Origin of the sequence: Shewanella psychrotolerans, assembly GCF_019457595.1 — a bacterium.
Lineage (GTDB): Bacteria > Pseudomonadota > Gammaproteobacteria > Enterobacterales > Shewanellaceae > Shewanella > Shewanella psychrotolerans.
Map to the genome: position 1 here is coordinate 1,674,634 of NZ_CP080419.1, position 15,796 is coordinate 1,690,429.

The following is a 15,796-nucleotide window of genomic DNA, read 5'->3' on the forward strand; positions in this document are numbered from 1 at the left end:
GTTGTGATTAATTTTAGGGGGTGCTTATGTTAAATAAAGATCTTGAGGTCACCTTGAATCTGGCTTTTCAACAAGCCAGAGACGCGCGTCATGAATATATGACCGTAGAGCATCTGCTATTGGCGTTAATCGATAATCCCGCAGCACAGGAAGCGTTAATCGCATGTGGGGCTAATCTCGATAAGCTGAGAGAAGAGGTCGCGAGTTTTATTGAACAAACAACGCCAATCATCGCTGATCCTAACGATGAGCGCGAAACTCAACCAACGTTAGGTTTCCAACGCGTCCTGCAGCGAGCAGTGTTTCACGTGCAATCTTCTGGGCGTAATGAAGTGACTGGTGCCAACGTGCTGGTTGCGATTTTCAGTGAGCAAGAGTCCCAAGCCGTCTATTTACTCCGTAATTGTGAAGTGACACGTTTAGATGTGGTCAATTACATCTCCCATGGCGTTGGCCGAGACGATGCAGATAGCGCTCAAGAGCCAGAGCAGATTGAAGACCATAGCGAGACAGAGGAGCGTAGCAAGTTATCTCAGTTTGCAGCTAATCTAAATGAAGAAGCTCGTAAAGGTAATATTGACCCGCTAATTGGCCGTACAGAAGAGATTGAGCGCTCAATTCAGATATTGTGTCGTCGTCGTAAGAATAATCCCTTGTTAGTGGGTGAAGCGGGCGTTGGTAAAACAGCGATCGCTGAAGGCTTAGCTTACCGTATTGTCAATGAAGAAGTGCCAGAGGTGATGCTCAACGCTACAGTGTATTCACTCGATCTCGGAGCCTTACTTGCAGGGACTAAATATCGTGGTGACTTTGAAAAGCGTTTCAAAAGTCTGCTTAAAGAGTTAACCGAAGATAAACAAGCCATTTTGTTTATCGATGAAATTCATACGATTATTGGCGCGGGTGCTGCATCTGGCGGAGTGATGGATGCATCTAACTTGTTAAAACCACTATTATCGAGCGGTAACTTACGTTGTATGGGCTCGACGACTTTCCAAGAATACCAAAGTATTTTTGAGAAAGACCGCGCGCTGGCTCGACGCTTCCAAAAAGTGGATATCAATGAGCCATCAGTCGCAGAGACGACTAAGATTTTAAAAGGACTAAAGTCTAAGTATGAAGAACACCATGGTGTTCGTTATACCTTAGCGGCACTCAGTGTTGCTGCACGTCTTTCTGATAAACATATTAATGACCGGCATTTACCTGATAAAGCCATTGATGTGATTGATGAAGCGGGCGCTAGAATGGCGATGTTGCCTGCAAGTAAGCGTAAAAAAACCATTGGTCAAAGTGAAATTGAAGCGATTATCGCTAAGATGGCTCGTATTCCTGAGAAGTCGGTATCGACCACTGACAAGGATATGCTCAAGAACCTAGAGCGTAACCTTAAAATGGTTGTATTTGGCCAAGATAAGGCCATTGAAGCGCTTAGCGCGGCAATCCGTCTGTCTCGAAGTGGATTGGGTGGAGAGACTAAGCCAGTTGGTAGTTTCTTGTTTGCTGGCCCTACGGGGGTCGGTAAAACTGAGGTCACGAGTCAATTAGCTTCCTGTTTAGGACTTAACCTTGTTCGCTTTGATATGTCTGAATATATGGAAAGCCATACGGTATCCCGTTTGATTGGTGCACCTCCAGGGTACGTTGGTTATGATCAAGGTGGATTGTTAACCGATGCCGTTATTAAGACCCCACACTGCGTGGTGTTACTTGATGAGATTGAAAAGGCACATCCCGATGTGTATAACCTGCTATTGCAGGTGATGGATCACGGTACTCTAACGGATAATAACGGCCGTAAAGCCGATTTCCGCCATGTAACTTTGGTGATGACTACTAATGCGGGTGTACAAGAAACGGTGCGTAAATCGATAGGGTTTAAGCAACAAGATCATAGCCAAGATGCCTTATCTGAAATTAATCGCGTGTTCTCGCCTGAATTTAGAAACCGACTCGATGAGATCATCTGGTTTAATCATTTGGATATGACGGTTATCGCTAAGGTGGTTGATAAGTTCCTTGTTGAACTTCAAGCACAGCTTGATGATAAATCTGTGGTACTTGAAGTGAGTGATGAGGCCAGAACCTTATTAGCCGAAAAAGGTTACGATAAGTCGATGGGGGCACGTCCAATGGCGAGAGTTGTCACAGAGTTGATTAAGCGTCCACTTGCAGATGAAATTTTATTCGGCAAGCTAGAAAAAGGTGGCACCGCTCATGTAGATGTTGAAGGTGACAAATTAACCATCAATGTTGACAGTCTAGAGAAAGTGACCCATTAATCTGTCAAAAATCTAGATATAAAAAGGGCTGCAGTTGCAGCCCTTTTCGTATCTATCGATCGGTAAAAAATGCATGATGTATGCAGAGTCTACTGACTTTAGTTGCTTTGAAATACAATATGAAACTAAATTTAGTAAACAAAAAAACCGGCTCTGCCGGTTTTTATTTAATCGTTAGCTAACTTTAGCGTGAACGGAAGACGATGCGCCCTTTGCTCAAATCATAAGGGGTCAGCTGAACTGTGACCTTGTCACCCGTAAGAATACGAATGTAGTTTTTACGCATTTTGCCTGAGATATGGGCAATCACAACGTGACCATTCTCTAGCTCTACTCGAAACATTGTATTTGGCAAGGTTTCAAGAATAGTGCCTTGCATCTCAATGTTGTCTTCTTTCGCCATTAATCAGTTATCCTGTTAGCCTTCAAATATTAAAAACGGGCGTATCATGCCGCAAAATACGCCTGCTGTAAAGAGGTGGTTAGCTATCCCGAAATAACTGTTTGCATTATTTTTTCTACAACCAGGGTATTATTCACTTTGCTGCCAACCGTTTGCGGTAAGGATTTCGTAGGGTTGGTATGCTTTTTTGTAGTTCATTTTTCGTGATGCATCGATTTGGTAACCTAAATATAAAAAATCCTTTCCCATTAATTTAGCGATACGGCATTGAATCAGGATCATCAATGAACCCATTGAACGCTTCTCTTGCGTTGGCGAAAAAAAACTATAAATGGCCGATAGGCTATTGGGTAAGACATCGGTTATTGCGACGCCAATTAGTTCTTTATTATCTCTTACTTCAATAAGTTGTGGTTGATGCCATGCACATTGAATGAAGTTATCATACTGCGCTCTTGAGGGTGGGTACATGGGGCCATCATGATGGCGTTGTTCGATATATTGTTGGTACAACTGATAATGTTCATCTGATGTTGTATTGACGATTGACCAACTTAAATCTCTATTGTGCTTTAAGGTGCGCTTTTGTCGTCGAGAGGCTGAAAAATGTTTTACAGGTATCCGTATCGGTTGACAGGCTCGGCAATTGGGGCAGTGCGGTTTATATAACGTTTCTCCGCTACGACGAAACCCTAAGGTTAATAACTGCTCGAACAGTTCCACGTTAAGTGTATTTTCTTGCAGAACGAGTAGCTGTTCTTGTTGTTCGGGTAGGTAGCTACATGCAAATGTGTTGGTCATACCGACTTGAATCGTGTCAGATTTAGAGCTCAAGGTAGACCTCGGCACAGTGCCAGGCATCACTGGCGACTTCGATATCTCGGAAGCGTTTTAATAGGTTGATAAAATCACTACGCTTTAATGCTTTGGCACCTAAAGATTGAAGGTGTGGGTTCATTACTTGGGCGTCAATAAGACGAAACCTATGGGTTAGTAAGTGTTGATGTAGCATCATCATTGCGGCTTTTGAGGCATTTGTTTTATGATGGAACATCGATTCCCCACAAAATACCTGTCCAATAGCAAGACCATATAACCCCCCCACCAACTCGTCGTTCTCCCAAACCTCGATTGAATGCGCTTTACCTTGAGTATGCAATGCTTTGTAAGCATGCTGTATCTCTTGGGTTATCCAAGTTCCATCTTGCCCTTCTCTGGTTTTTGCACAGTTTTCGATAACGTGCGAGAAGGCCATATTTACTGTAAAACGCCAATGGCTTCTTTTTACATGACGTTTTAGACTACGACTAATTTTCATTGAGCCAGGAACAAAAACGGCTCGAGGATCTGGTGACCACCATAGGATGGGGTCATTTTCGTTAAACCATGGGAAGATCCCATCATAATAAGCGCTTAATAGGCGTTTAGGGTGCAGATCGCCACCGATGGCCAATAACCCATTGGGATCGGTCAATGCGTATTCTGGCGATGGGAACTGAGCCAGTTCATGATTTAAATAGGACAGTGAGTTCACAATTGATTAAAATTAGTTGATAGCCTCTTTATAAGTTAGCGGAAAACCAGCCATGTTGAAACCTATAAGCCGTTTCTTTAGTCTTGTTTGTATTGTTTTTGTCGCGACAGGCACATTGGGCATGTCACCATATACACTCGCCGCATATGAACGTGATCAAGCTGTACCCGTTGAGAAAGTCATTTATGGTCATGTGACATCGGTGCGAAACATCACCCAAATCCAATTAGTTGAAGATAGTCATCAAGGCTGGAAAACCTTTGGTGGTGCGCTGTTAGGTGGTGTTATTGGTCATCAGTTTGGCGGCGGTTCAGGCAAAGATGTGGCAACCGTTCTTGGTGCATTGGTTGGTGCTGGAGTCGGTAATCGTTATAGCCGTGATAATTACCAAGAACTTAAGCTGGTAGAATTAATGATAACGTTTGAAGATGGTGAGCAGGTAATGGTTATTCAGGATTACGACCCAGGAATGGTATTGAATCCTGATGACGAAGTGAGAGTGATTTATCTGCAAGGGCGAGTCAGAGTCGACATCGTAATGTAATTCAGTGTCACTTGAGGCGTTGTTAAACAAGATTTTTTGGGGTTTTATCCTGAATTTTTGTGGTATTTCTCTGGTATTTTCGTTAGTGCATTTGGCCCTCTTATAGGGCCAAATGTTCATTTAATACAGACGGACTTTTATTGATTCAGTGGCTAAATGACTTGGGCTTTAAATTGCGTTGTTGGTAATACTAACTCATTTTGTGCCTTGATGGTTTGTAACTCCCAATGGTGATCTTGATGAGTCACTTTCAATACGCCATAGCTGGCACTGGTCGCATGTTCAAATGCGGCAACAGGCGTCATACCTTTGAGTAATCCACCAGTAAAAAGCGCTGAAATCAGATCGCCGACGCCAACGGGCTGTTTATCGAATGCAAGGTGTGGGCGCTGACAGATATAACAACCTGATTGGGTAGCTAACATCATGGTGAAGACGTCATCAGAGCTAGAATGTAAATGTTTAACCAGTACCATTTTAGGCCCTAAGGTTAATGCTTTCTCACAAGCGGATTTGGCCTGTTCAAGGTTAGTGATCTCCATTTGAGTAAACTGACTTAACTCAAACTGATTCGGTACTATTACATCGGCGATAGGCATTATTTGAGAGACAAGCTGCTCTGTTATTCCTTCAGCTAGAATGCAGCCTTTTTCAGGATCGCCCATAACCGGGTCGCATACATAAATCGCGTTGATGTTTTTCGCTTTTACTTTATTGACGGTGTTAACGATTGCTTGGCACTGTTCAGCGCTGCCCTGATAACCAGACAGTATTGCTTCACAATCGCTCAGTTTACCTATGTTATCGATACCGCAGATTAATTCGTCGATGTGGTCGGCTGAAAATGCGCGACCAGTCCAACCTTGTTGGTATTGAGTATGGTTTGAAAACTGTACTGTATGGATAGGCCAAACCTCCATCCCCATGCGTTGTAATGGAAAAACGGCTGAGCTATTACCAGCGTGGCCGAATACGACATGAGATTGGATTGAAATAATTCCTTTCACCTAATGAACTACCTTATATGTTGATATTGTTGCTGATGATTTAGTGGGGCACACCCTAAGTAACTTGAAATGGGGGAATAAACATATCTTAACTAACCTTCAACTCCTCTAACTGCCTACAATCAACTGGTGAACGAGGCGTAAACAGACCTTATCGCCAAACAGAGATAATAAGTTTCAGCGTCATTGACCGTGGAGCGGCAAATTAGTCTAGTGTGATTCTATCTCTTAACTTGAGTTCAGAATGAGTATGATGAGTTCTGAACAATCATCAAGTTAATTTGGGTTGAGTTTATAATGGCTTATCGACAAGAGATCAATGATGTAAACAAGAGTCTGAGATCTTATATCGTTATAGTGATACGTGATTGATTGAACGGTGAGACTAACAAGGGCAATTATCTCGAGAATTGAATTGTCTGTTAGGTGTAAACAACATCGAAACCAAAAGTACTGATGGAGCGTCTTACATTTAAAGGAGCCATCAGGCTCCTTTAAATGTAAGGTCAAGACTAAAATCCGCGAGGAAGCTGTCCTTTACCGGCTAATTTTGCACGCCAAAGTTCTTTTGGTGTCATACCTGCGCCTGAAGTTTTATTAGCTTGTACTTCTTTCGCTGCTTTTGTTGGGGCAGACTTTTTAGTTGTAGCTGGTGCCTTTTTTGCCTTGTCTGCAGGTTTAGGCGCTTCAACACTGTTACCTTGCTCGGCAAGCATTGCTTCTAATTCGCTAAAACGAAGAGATTTTCCACCGTCGATTTTGTACCAACTTCCTTTTTGCTCGATAGATACAGTCTGCCCTTTTGCTTTGCTCAGTGCAGACTCTAGCGTGCTAATCACCTCTTCTTTGGTCAACTTTGACATAGTTTTAACCTATTTCTTTTAATGTTTAATTGAAGGTTTTGGGTAATTTTATAGTTTAACGGGTTAAAAAGTCCAATTTTCACAGAAATTCAACGTATTTCTATGAACTGACGCTCAGTTATGGCTACACTAAGCGCAATAATCACCGCCTCATATTCGCGACGATCTTGATATTGTGGCTGGCTGTTTAGTTAGGAAAATAATTAGGAGAGGTAATGAATCGCATAGAGTTAACTCAATATCTAGCTCAGTTTTTACAGGTTTCAAGCTATAAAGATTATGCGCCTAATGGATTACAGGTAGAGGGCCGCAATAAAATTAAAACCATAGTGACAGGAGTGACGGCCTGTCAGGCGTTGATCGATCGTGCTATCGAACTCAATGCCGATGCGCTGCTCGTACACCATGGTTTTTTTTGGAAAGGTGAGAGTGAAGTCATTACTGGGATGAAATATAAGCGAATCAAAGCATTAATCAATAATGGGATCAATTTGTATGGTTATCACCTACCGCTGGATGCTCATCCTATGCTGGGTAATAATGCCGAGCTTGGCAGGGCACTTGGCATCATAGATGCTGAGCCAATCGCTGATTCTCCCCAAGGGTTAGTTTGGCAGGGACGTCTTGACGAACCTATGTCAGTAAGTGATTTTTCTCATCATCTCAGTCACGTATTGGGCCGACAAGCACTCTGTTTAGGTGAAAGTGATAAAGCGATAAGTCATTTAGCTTGGTGTAGTGGTGGGGCTCAAGATTACATTGATATAGCGGTTGACTTGGGTCTTGATGCATTTATTAGCGGTGAAGTGTCCGAGCGAACATTCCATAGCGCCGTTGAACAAAATATTCATTATTTTGCAGCGGGTCATCATGCTACAGAGCGTTTCGGTATTCAAGCATTAGGTGAACATTTAGCTCGTGAGTTTGATTTGACACATCATTTTGTCGATATCACTAACCCTGTTTAAACGTCAAATGTAGTCAATACCAATTATTATGTTAAGACCACCGTCTTCCCTCCCTTTGGAGATCAGATGTTGTGAATGTCGTTAATGCACGACGATATGGATATAGAAGATAGAGCGAAGCATGACTAAAGGGATTTATACTCATTGGCATTATAAGGCGATATGTGCGGCAACAAGACAAATTAGAGAAGGAAGAGGTTGAACGCCAACTATCATTTATCATTGAGCGTTGATTAAAAAAAGCCCCCTTATGATAGGGGGCCAATCAAAGCTACCTTTTACAAAGGTGGCTCGTCACTGCGCTTGATTTAGCTTTGTGAAGCTTGAATTGCGGTTAGAGCAATGGTGTAGACGATATCATCGACTAGTGCGCCACGAGATAGGTCGTTAACAGGTTTACGCATACCTTGTAGCATTGGACCAATACTGATGAGATCGGCACTTCGTTGTACGGCTTTATAAGTCGTGTTACCGGTGTTTAAGTCTGGGAAGACAAACACAGTAGCTTGACCTGCTACAGGGCTATTAGGTGCTTTAGATTGTGCCACATTCGGCATTACTGCAGCGTCGTACTGTAGCGGACCGTCGATGATAAGATCAGGACGTTTCTCTTTAGCGATGCGAGTCGCTTCACGTACTTTATCCACATCAGAACCAGTACCAGAGCTACCCGTAGAGTAACTAATCATCGCCACGCGAGGCTCAATGCCAAATGCTGCTGCACTCTCAGCTGATTGAATCGCAATATCTGCAAGCTGTTCTGCATTTGGATCTGGGTTAATTGCACAGTCACCATAAACGAGTACTTGATCTGGCATCAACATAAAGAAGATTGAAGAGACTAAGCTAGAACCTGGTGCAGTCTTAATTAACTGTAGTGGGGGGCGAATCGTGTTTGCCGTGGTGTTTACGGCACCAGAAACAATACCATCCACTTCGCCTTGAGCTAACATCATGGTGCCTAATACCATGTTGTCTTCAAGTTGTTCACGAGCGACGACATTAGTTAGACCTTTATGGCGACGCAGATCAAGCATTGGTTCAACATAGCGCTCACGAGCCGATTCTGGCTCGATAATTTCAACACCTTCGCCTAATGTAACGCCTTGTTGCGTAGCGATACGTAAGATATCTTCGCGATTACCAATGAGCACACAACGGGCTATGCCGCGCTCTGCACATATCGCAGCCGCTTCGATAGTTCGAGGCTCATCGCCCTCAGGAAGCACGACGGTTTTATGTGCAGCACGAGCAAGTTCGGTGAGTTTATATCTAAATGCTGGTGGTGAGAGTCTATGTTCACGAGGAGAATTCTCGGTCACACTTTGAACCCAGTTTTGATCGATATGACTCGCGACATATTCTTGTACTTGTTCGATACGCACAGCGTCATCTACTGGTACTTCGTGGTCAAAACGTTGGATATTTAACGATGTTTGCCATGTGTTAGTGTCAATTAAGAATACGGGTAATCCCGTTTCAAATGCTTGTTCACATAACTCCATGATCTCGGGTTCTGGCTCATAACTCCCCGTAAGTAATAGCGCGCCCACTTTTACGCCATTCATCGATGCGAGACAAGCCGATACAATCACATCTGAACGGTCACCAGAAGTCACTAATAGTGAGTCGGTCTTTATGTGAGTGACCATATTGGGAATACTGCGAGCACAGAAGGTCACCTTGCGAAGACGACGAGTGTGCATCTCACCAGCATTGATGATGCGAGCACGTAAGTGTTTAGCAAGATCAGATGCACGTGGAGCGACAAGATCGAGATTATAAGGCACGCTACCTAGAATACGTAACTTGCTTTTACCCGGTAGTTGGAACATTGTCGCTGGATCTGGACGCTGAATATCTTGATGATCGAATACTTCTGAAAGATCGGGACGAGCGCGGCCTTCGTCATCAACGGGAGCACCAATTTTGTTGATAATCGCCCCAATAAGACGTTTGTTTGAGCTACCACCCCATGCGTTATGGGCAATCTCAAGACGATTCATTAGTGCTGTTGGCGTTTCATTACCAGGCGCTGCGACGAAGATAATATCGGCATCGAGCGCTTTTGCTATCTTGTAGTTGATGTCGTCAGAAAAAGGGTGATTTCGGGTTTGTACTAAACCTTCAACAATTAATGTTTCGCTTGGATCGGCAAACTCGGTTGCACGAGCAATAATTTGCTCCATTAAAACATCAGTTTGATCGGTACGAATGAGGTTTTCGGCGTGATCCATATCGAATGGCTCAAGCGGATTAACCGTAGGCGACTTACTTAAGATAGTGGTTGAACGTTCTGGCCCGGTATCGGTTGGGCGTTGCTGAGCAATCGGTTTGAAAAAGCGAACCTTAACACCATGACGCTCTAAAGCACGAACCATACCGAGACTGATAGACGTTAAGCCTACGCCAGTGCCATTTGGTATCAGCATAATATTGCGAGACATAATTACCTCTTTTTCCTTGTTAGCATAGGCTAGCAAGTCTGTTAATGCTTTAAATAAGGTGGGGCATCACCCCACCTACAGATAATTTACTTTAGTAGCGACACTGCATCTTCAGCGATAACCCACTCTTCATTAGTCGGAATCACTAATGCGATAGGGCCATTGTCTGTCGTGATCTGACCTTGATTACCAAAACGCGCTGCTTTATTGCGTTCGCTATCCACTTCAAAATTAAAGATTGAAAGTAGGTTAAGCACTTTTTCACGGATAAGCTCGGAGTTTTCGCCGATACCGCCGGTAAAGACTAGAGCGTCTAAACGGCCAAGTGGCACTGTGTATGAAGCAATATACTTAGCCAGACGGTAGCAGAAGATTTCTAGTGCTAACGTCGCACCCTTATGGCCATTTTGATAGCCTTCTTCGATACCGCGACAATCGTTAGTGAGTTCGGAAATACCCAGTAGACCACTTTGTTTGTTCATCAAATTATTAACCTCATCAGCGGTGTAACCAAGTTGATGAATAAGATGATAAACGATAGAAGGGTCCATATCGCCACAACGAGTCCCCATTACGAGGCCTTCTAATGGTGTAAGTCCCATAGACGTATCTACGCTCTTACCACCTTTAATTGCGGTAATTGATGCGCCATTACCTAAGTGAGCACAGATCACATTCGTGTCAGCGGGATCTTTACCGAGTGCTTTAGCCGCTTCACGACCAACAAATAGGTGGCTAGTACCATGTGCGCCATAACGACGAATACCATGTTCGCGGTATAGTTTGTACGGTAGGGCATAGATGTAAGCATGCTCAGGCATGGTTTGATGGAACGCAGTGTCAAATACTGCAACCTGTGGAAGCTTAGGGAAAGACGCTTGAGCCGCTCGAATACCAATCAGATGAGCGGGATTGTGAAGCGGTGCAAATACTGCGCTGTCTTCGATACCTTTAAGTACGGTGTCATCAATAATGACTGACTGAGTATATTTCTCGCCGCCGTGTACGATGCGGTGGCCGATAGCTTGGATTTTCTCAGCAATTTGAGGGTGTTCACCTAGAATTTTGGTCACGATGAACTCGACCGCTTCACGGTGAGCTGTAAATGCACCAAGTCTAGCTTCAGATTTGTTGCCGTCGACTTTCCATTTTATACGTGAGTCTTCTAGACCAAAACACTCTGCTAAGCCAGAGATCTGGTCGTCACCTGTGAGGGCATCGATAATAGCAAACTTCAATGAAGAGCTGCCGCAGTTAAGTACCAAAACCAGTTTATTTGACATGTTAAAACCTTTTGCAAAGTAGATGAATCAGTAGCGTTGACCGAAATTTAATGGCAGCACTAATATTTAGTGTACGCCACGTGAGTTGCCCAATTTAGGGGCTGATAAACTGCCTTAGATTGGCTTCGAGTACTTGGGACTCTTGAGCCGATTGTGCTATTGTAAAGACAGTGTCTCAAAGTTCAGGTGTCATCATTGACAGTTAAAATGTTTAAGACCCTAGGTGATGGTCGTCGTTATATGAAGACGTGGCCTATGGTCAAACAACTCAGTTTTTACTTCCCAGAATATCGCGTTGTTAGAGCGACACAGCTGGCAATTCGTATTATGCCGCTATTAGCCATTGCTGCAGCGGGTAGTCAGCTTTATCTCTATGGTTGGGACTTTTTACCCCAATCTATTACCGTCGCGCTGTTTTTTATCAGTTTACCCATTCAGGGGTTATTGTGGCTCGGCTGGCGAGCGACACATCCTTTACCCTTAACTTTGCTTGATTGGTGCAATAATTTATCAACTAAGTTGCAAAGCATGGGGCTACCCTGTGCACCGCTAGGTGCCAAAGCTTGTTATCTCGATATGGCTGTGATTTTAAAAATAGCCTTTGAACGTCTTGATAACAGCTACTGGGAAGAGCTATAGCCGTTAATAAACGGCGGTGATCCCAGCATCAATAAATACCTGTTTTATTTGTTCCATTGTTTCCCGAGTTGGTGGTGAGATATTAGCAAGCTCATACTCTTCACCTAGGGCTTCCCATTTGTGTTTGCCTAGTTCGTGATAAGGCAATAGCTCTACCTTTTCAACGTTACTCATGGGTTTAATAAATTCAGCTAGGCCTCTTGCTGAGTTGATATCATCAGTAAAGCCACCTACAACGACGTAGCGTATCCAGGTTTTTTGTTGGCGTTTTTGAAGGTATTGCGCAAACTGTAGCGTGCGGTGATTACTGACTTGGGTTAATTCTATATGTTTGGCATCATCAATATGCTTGATATCGAGTAGCACTAAATCTGTGTTATCGAGTAGTTCATCGATAACAGGAGTATATTTGCGAACAAAGCCATTAGTATCGAGGCAAGTGTGAATGCCTTCGGCTTTGCATGCGCTAAAAAGTGCAGCGACGAATTCGGCTTGCAGTATGGCTTCACCACCACTGGCTGTAACTCCACCACCGCTAGATTCAAGAAAAGGGCGATAGCTAATGATCTGTTCCATTAGCTCATCGACCTCGATTTCTCGTCCATCGTGCAGATCCCACGTATCTCGGTTATGGCAGTATTGGCAGCGCATTAAACAGCCTTGCATAAAGGTGATAAACCTAATGCCAGGACCATCCACTGTACCAAAGGATTCGAGTGAATGAATCCGACCTTTTACTGTCATTGCGACTCCGTTAACTTAATTAAAGTAGGCTGTACTAAATTAGTGACAGCCTAGCTTAAATTTACTAAAAATCTACCGTTAATACGCAAAATTGCGCAGTTTACATACCTTTAGTGAAAGTACGTGTAATAACGTCCTGCTGCTGCTCTGGTGTTAGGGCGTTAAAGCGCACTGCATAACCAGAAACACGGATGGTTAGTTGTGGGTACTTATCTGGGTTAATTACCGCATCTTCTAACATTTCGCGGTTCATTACGTTAACGTTTAAGTGTTGACCACCTTCGCGTGAATCGTTATGAGCAAAATAGCCATCCATCAATGCTGCAAGGTTGGTACGGCGACCATCATCATCTTTACCTAATGCATTCGGCACGATAGAGAAAGTATAAGAGATACCGTCTTGAGCGTGAGCAAATGGCAGTTTGGCTACCGATGTTAACGACGCTACAGCACCTTTCTCATCACGACCATGCATTGGGTTTGCACCTGGCGCAAACGGCGCACCTGCTTGGCGTCCATCAGGTGTAGTACCTGTTTTCTTACCATAAACTACGTTTGAGGTAATGGTGAGGATTGACTGCGTTGGGATAGCATCGCGGTACATTTTCATGTCGCGGATTTTAGCCATAAAGCGTTCAACAAGCTCAGTCGCTAAATCATCAACGCGTGCATCGTTGTTACCAAACTTAGGATAATCACCTTCGATATCAAAATCGATTGCAATACCGTGCTCGTCACGAACAGGTTTTACTTTAGCGAACTTGATTGCAGATAGTGAATCGGCAGCGATAGAAAGACCAGCGATACCACATGCCATAGTACGACGAACATCTCTATCATGTAACGCCATTAGCGCTGCTTCATATGAGTATTTGTCGTGCATAAAGTGGATGGCGTTTAGTGCAGATACGTACTGTTTAGCTAACCAATCCATCATGGTGTCTAAACGACCCATCACATCATCGAAATCTAATACTTCGTCAGTGATAGGTGCGAACTTAGGACCAATTTGAGTCTTAAGTTTCTCATCTAGGCCGCCGTTGATGGCGTAAAGCATAGTTTTAGCTAAGTTTGCACGAGCGCCGAAGAACTGCATGTGTTTACCCACAACCATTGGGCTTACACAACAAGCGATAGCATAGTCGTCCGAATTGAAATCAGGACGCATTAGATCATCGTTTTCGTATTGGATAGAACTGGTGTCGATAGACACTTTAGCACAGTACTTTTTAAAGTTTAGGGGGAGCTTTTCTGACCAAAGTACAGTGATGTTTGGCTCAGGGCTTGGACCCATGTTGTACAGTGTGTGCAAGAAACGGAAACTAGACTTGGTCACTAACGTACGACCGTCTAGACCCATACCCGCGATAGATTCAGTTGCCCAGATTGGGTCACCAGAGAATAGCTCGTCATATTCAGGAGTACGTAGGAAACGAACCATACGTAGCTTCATGACGAAATGGTCAACCATCTCTTGAGCTTGTTCTTCGGTTAGCACGCCATTGTTGATGTCGCGTTCGATATAGATATCAAGGAAGCTTGAAGTACGGCCAAGTGACATTGCAGCGCCATTTTGGCTCTTCACTGCCGCTAAATAGCCGAAGTAAGTCCATTGAATCGCTTCTTTGGCATTAGTTGCAGGACCAGAAATGTCGCAGCCATAACTAGCAGCCATTTGCTTCATTTGACCTAATGCTCTGTGCTGTTCTGCAATTTCTTCACGCAGTTGCATGGTTGCCGTTAAGTCTTCACCTGCTTCAAATCGCTCTTGTAGTGAGCTAAATTGAGCGAACTTATCTTGCATTAGGTAGTCGATACCATAAAGCGCGATACGACGGTAATCACCAATAATACGACCACGACCATAAGCATCAGGTAAACCCGTTAGGATACCTGATTTACGACAACGCATGATCTCAGGAGTGTAGATGTCGAATACACCTTGGTTATGGGTTTTACGTAGTTCTGAGTATATATACTTGATGTTAGGATCTAATTCGCGACCGTATGCAGCGCAAGAACCTTCGACCATACGGATACCACCGTTTGGCAACATGGCGCGCTTGAGAGGAGCTTCGGTCTGAAGACCAACAATAGTTTCTAGGTCTTTGTTGATGTATCCAGCTTCATGAGAGGTAATGGTTGATACCTTATCGGTATCAAAGTCAACAGGCGCATGAGTGCGGTTTTCCTGTTTAACGCCTTCCATTACTTTGTCCCACAACTGGTTAGTCGCATCAGTTGCGCCAGCGAGGAAAGACTCGTCGCCTTCATAGGGTAAGTAGTTGGCTTGAATAAAGTCACGTACATTTACTTCAGACTTCCAATCACCAGGAGTAAAACCTTCCCATGCTTTGGTGAACAGCTCAGTTTTTTCGGTCATCGTACTAATACCTTCTGTTTGAGATAAAGGTTATTGGGTATCGATTTGGCTGCAGTAGCAATGATTGCGATACACCAATAGCTAAGTCTTAATAGCCCCCTTCAATATATTGCCCTGATGATGGGAACTGATTATCGAACCGTGTTAACGCTTCGATGAAAATCTTTACTGACAATTGTCGATAACATTGAAGCATAGTATTTATATCGGCAACGTTAAATTGGTAAGACCAATTTACCTAAATGATATTACCACATCCCTCTAATCGCTGCACAATAATCGGCCGAGATAATGTTAAAACTGTTATCAACCTATCATTTTTGGACTCAATTTCTATTTGCACCCTATCTTGATGTCGGCTATTTAGCGTTTGTAATACCAATTCGTATAAAGATGCGATCGCTCAGTGAGAATTGAGCGCTTATGAGGCAAGGTCTTTAATTGCTCCTGCATTAAAGACATTCACAACGTCCTCGTTGTTTGCAACGAGTGGAGAGCATAGTTGAACTAGGGCCAAACTCGTTAACACAGCGTCAAAAGTGCTAAAACTCGCTGATTAGATCACTTTCTTATACTGATTGGTATTAAGTTTAAGTTATTGCCAATATGTGTCTTTCACAATGGCCATTCAGTATGACATTTATTAAGTCAGCGGATGGGGGTATTCGAGAATAGAAGCGTTATCAGCAAAATCGATGA

Annotated in this window: 13 protein-coding genes; 4 read left to right on the forward strand and 9 right to left on the reverse strand. The window is 43.5% G+C overall.

The window, feature by feature from the left end; translation table 11 throughout:
- The first annotated feature begins 26 nt into the window (after nucleotides 1-26).
- On the forward strand, nucleotides 27-2,282 hold the full coding sequence (gene clpA / locus K0I62_RS07350) for an ATP-dependent Clp protease ATP-binding subunit ClpA (RefSeq protein ID WP_220070820.1): 2,256 nt from the start codon (nucleotides 27-29) through the stop codon (nucleotides 2,280-2,282).
- A 184-nt stretch (nucleotides 2,283-2,466) separates the two neighbouring features.
- Here clpA and infA read toward each other — a convergent pair whose 3' ends face one another.
- The 3 genes from infA to aat all read right to left on the reverse strand — a co-directional run bounded on the left by infA (nucleotide 2,467) and on the right by aat (nucleotide 4,219).
- On the reverse strand, nucleotides 2,467-2,685 hold the full coding sequence (gene infA, locus K0I62_RS07355) for a translation initiation factor IF-1 (protein ID WP_011865366.1): 219 nt from the start codon (nucleotides 2,683-2,685) through the stop codon (nucleotides 2,467-2,469).
- A 129-nt stretch (nucleotides 2,686-2,814) separates the two neighbouring features.
- Nucleotides 2,815-3,519, reverse strand: a complete 705-nt coding sequence (locus K0I62_RS07360; RefSeq protein WP_220070821.1) for an arginyltransferase — start codon at nucleotides 3,517-3,519, stop codon at nucleotides 2,815-2,817.
- Entirely contained in the window at nucleotides 3,509-4,219 is a 711-nt protein-coding gene (aat, locus tag K0I62_RS07365; RefSeq protein WP_220070822.1) for a leucyl/phenylalanyl-tRNA--protein transferase, read from the reverse strand. Before aat ends, K0I62_RS07360 begins: the two co-directional genes overlap by 11 nt.
- 52 nt (nucleotides 4,220-4,271) lie before the next feature.
- On the opposite strand from aat, the gene K0I62_RS07370 reads away from it, so the two are divergent.
- Nucleotides 4,272-4,763, forward strand: a complete 492-nt coding sequence (locus K0I62_RS07370) for an outer membrane lipoprotein (RefSeq protein ID WP_220070823.1) — start codon at nucleotides 4,272-4,274, stop codon at nucleotides 4,761-4,763.
- A gap of 152 nt (nucleotides 4,764-4,915) precedes the next feature.
- On the opposite strand, the gene pdxY is transcribed toward K0I62_RS07370, so the two are convergent.
- Nucleotides 4,916-5,770, reverse strand: coding sequence for a pyridoxal kinase PdxY (gene pdxY / locus K0I62_RS07375; RefSeq protein ID WP_220070824.1), 855 nt, complete (start codon nucleotides 5,768-5,770; stop codon nucleotides 4,916-4,918).
- Between the two features lie 512 nt (nucleotides 5,771-6,282).
- Complete coding sequence (locus tag K0I62_RS07380; RefSeq protein ID WP_220070825.1) at nucleotides 6,283-6,633, reverse strand: hypothetical protein; 351 nt, start codon at nucleotides 6,631-6,633, stop codon at nucleotides 6,283-6,285.
- 215 nt (nucleotides 6,634-6,848) lie between these two features.
- Between K0I62_RS07380 and K0I62_RS07385 the strand changes: the two genes are divergently transcribed.
- Nucleotides 6,849-7,601, forward strand: coding sequence for a Nif3-like dinuclear metal center hexameric protein (locus tag K0I62_RS07385; protein ID WP_220070826.1), 753 nt, complete (start codon nucleotides 6,849-6,851; stop codon nucleotides 7,599-7,601).
- Nucleotides 7,602-7,909: 308 nt separating this feature from the next.
- Here K0I62_RS07385 and pta read toward each other — a convergent pair whose 3' ends face one another.
- Together pta and ackA are read right to left on the reverse strand one after the other, a co-directional pair.
- A complete protein-coding gene (pta, locus tag K0I62_RS07390) occupies nucleotides 7,910-10,048 on the reverse strand; it encodes a phosphate acetyltransferase (protein WP_220070827.1) in 2,139 nt (712 codons plus the stop codon).
- Nucleotides 10,049-10,134: 86 nt separating this feature from the next.
- A complete protein-coding gene (gene ackA / locus K0I62_RS07395) occupies nucleotides 10,135-11,331 on the reverse strand; it encodes an acetate kinase (protein ID WP_220070828.1) in 1,197 nt (398 codons plus the stop codon).
- Nucleotides 11,332-11,538: 207 nt separating this feature from the next.
- Between ackA and yfbV the strand changes: the two genes are divergently transcribed.
- Entirely contained in the window at nucleotides 11,539-11,970 is a 432-nt protein-coding gene (gene yfbV, locus K0I62_RS07400) for a terminus macrodomain insulation protein YfbV (RefSeq protein ID WP_434086841.1), read from the forward strand.
- Between the two features lie 3 nt (nucleotides 11,971-11,973).
- Here the strand turns inward: yfbV and pflA are convergent, their stop codons facing one another.
- Together pflA and pflB are read right to left on the reverse strand one after the other, a co-directional pair.
- Nucleotides 11,974-12,714 (reverse strand): pyruvate formate lyase 1-activating protein, encoded by a 741-nt coding sequence (pflA, locus tag K0I62_RS07405; RefSeq protein ID WP_220070830.1) that lies wholly within the window; start codon nucleotides 12,712-12,714, stop codon nucleotides 11,974-11,976.
- Nucleotides 12,715-12,814: 100 nt separating this feature from the next.
- Entirely contained in the window at nucleotides 12,815-15,097 is a 2,283-nt protein-coding gene (pflB, locus tag K0I62_RS07410; RefSeq protein WP_220070831.1) for a formate C-acetyltransferase, read from the reverse strand.
- Nucleotides 15,098-15,796: the final 699 nt, after the last annotated feature.

Coding starts and splice junctions, on each gene's coding strand:
- pflA (WP_220070830.1), bottom strand. CDS start 12,714: ATGACAGTAAAAGGTCGGATTCATTCACTCGAATCCTTTGGTACAGTG.
- K0I62_RS07385 (WP_220070826.1), top strand. CDS start 6,849: ATGAATCGCATAGAGTTAACTCAATATCTAGCTCAGTTTTTACAGGTT.
- K0I62_RS07370 (WP_220070823.1), top strand. CDS start 4,272: ATGTTGAAACCTATAAGCCGTTTCTTTAGTCTTGTTTGTATTGTTTTT.
- pta (WP_220070827.1), bottom strand. CDS start 10,048: ATGTCTCGCAATATTATGCTGATACCAAATGGCACTGGCGTAGGCTTA.
- infA (WP_011865366.1), bottom strand. CDS start 2,685: ATGGCGAAAGAAGACAACATTGAGATGCAAGGCACTATTCTTGAAACC.
- yfbV (WP_434086841.1), top strand. CDS start 11,539: ATGTTTAAGACCCTAGGTGATGGTCGTCGTTATATGAAGACGTGGCCT.
- clpA (WP_220070820.1), top strand. CDS start 27: ATGTTAAATAAAGATCTTGAGGTCACCTTGAATCTGGCTTTTCAACAA.
- K0I62_RS07380 (WP_220070825.1), bottom strand. CDS start 6,633: ATGTCAAAGTTGACCAAAGAAGAGGTGATTAGCACGCTAGAGTCTGCA.
- ackA (WP_220070828.1), bottom strand. CDS start 11,331: ATGTCAAATAAACTGGTTTTGGTACTTAACTGCGGCAGCTCTTCATTG.
- pflB (WP_220070831.1), bottom strand. CDS start 15,097: ATGACCGAAAAAACTGAGCTGTTCACCAAAGCATGGGAAGGTTTTACT.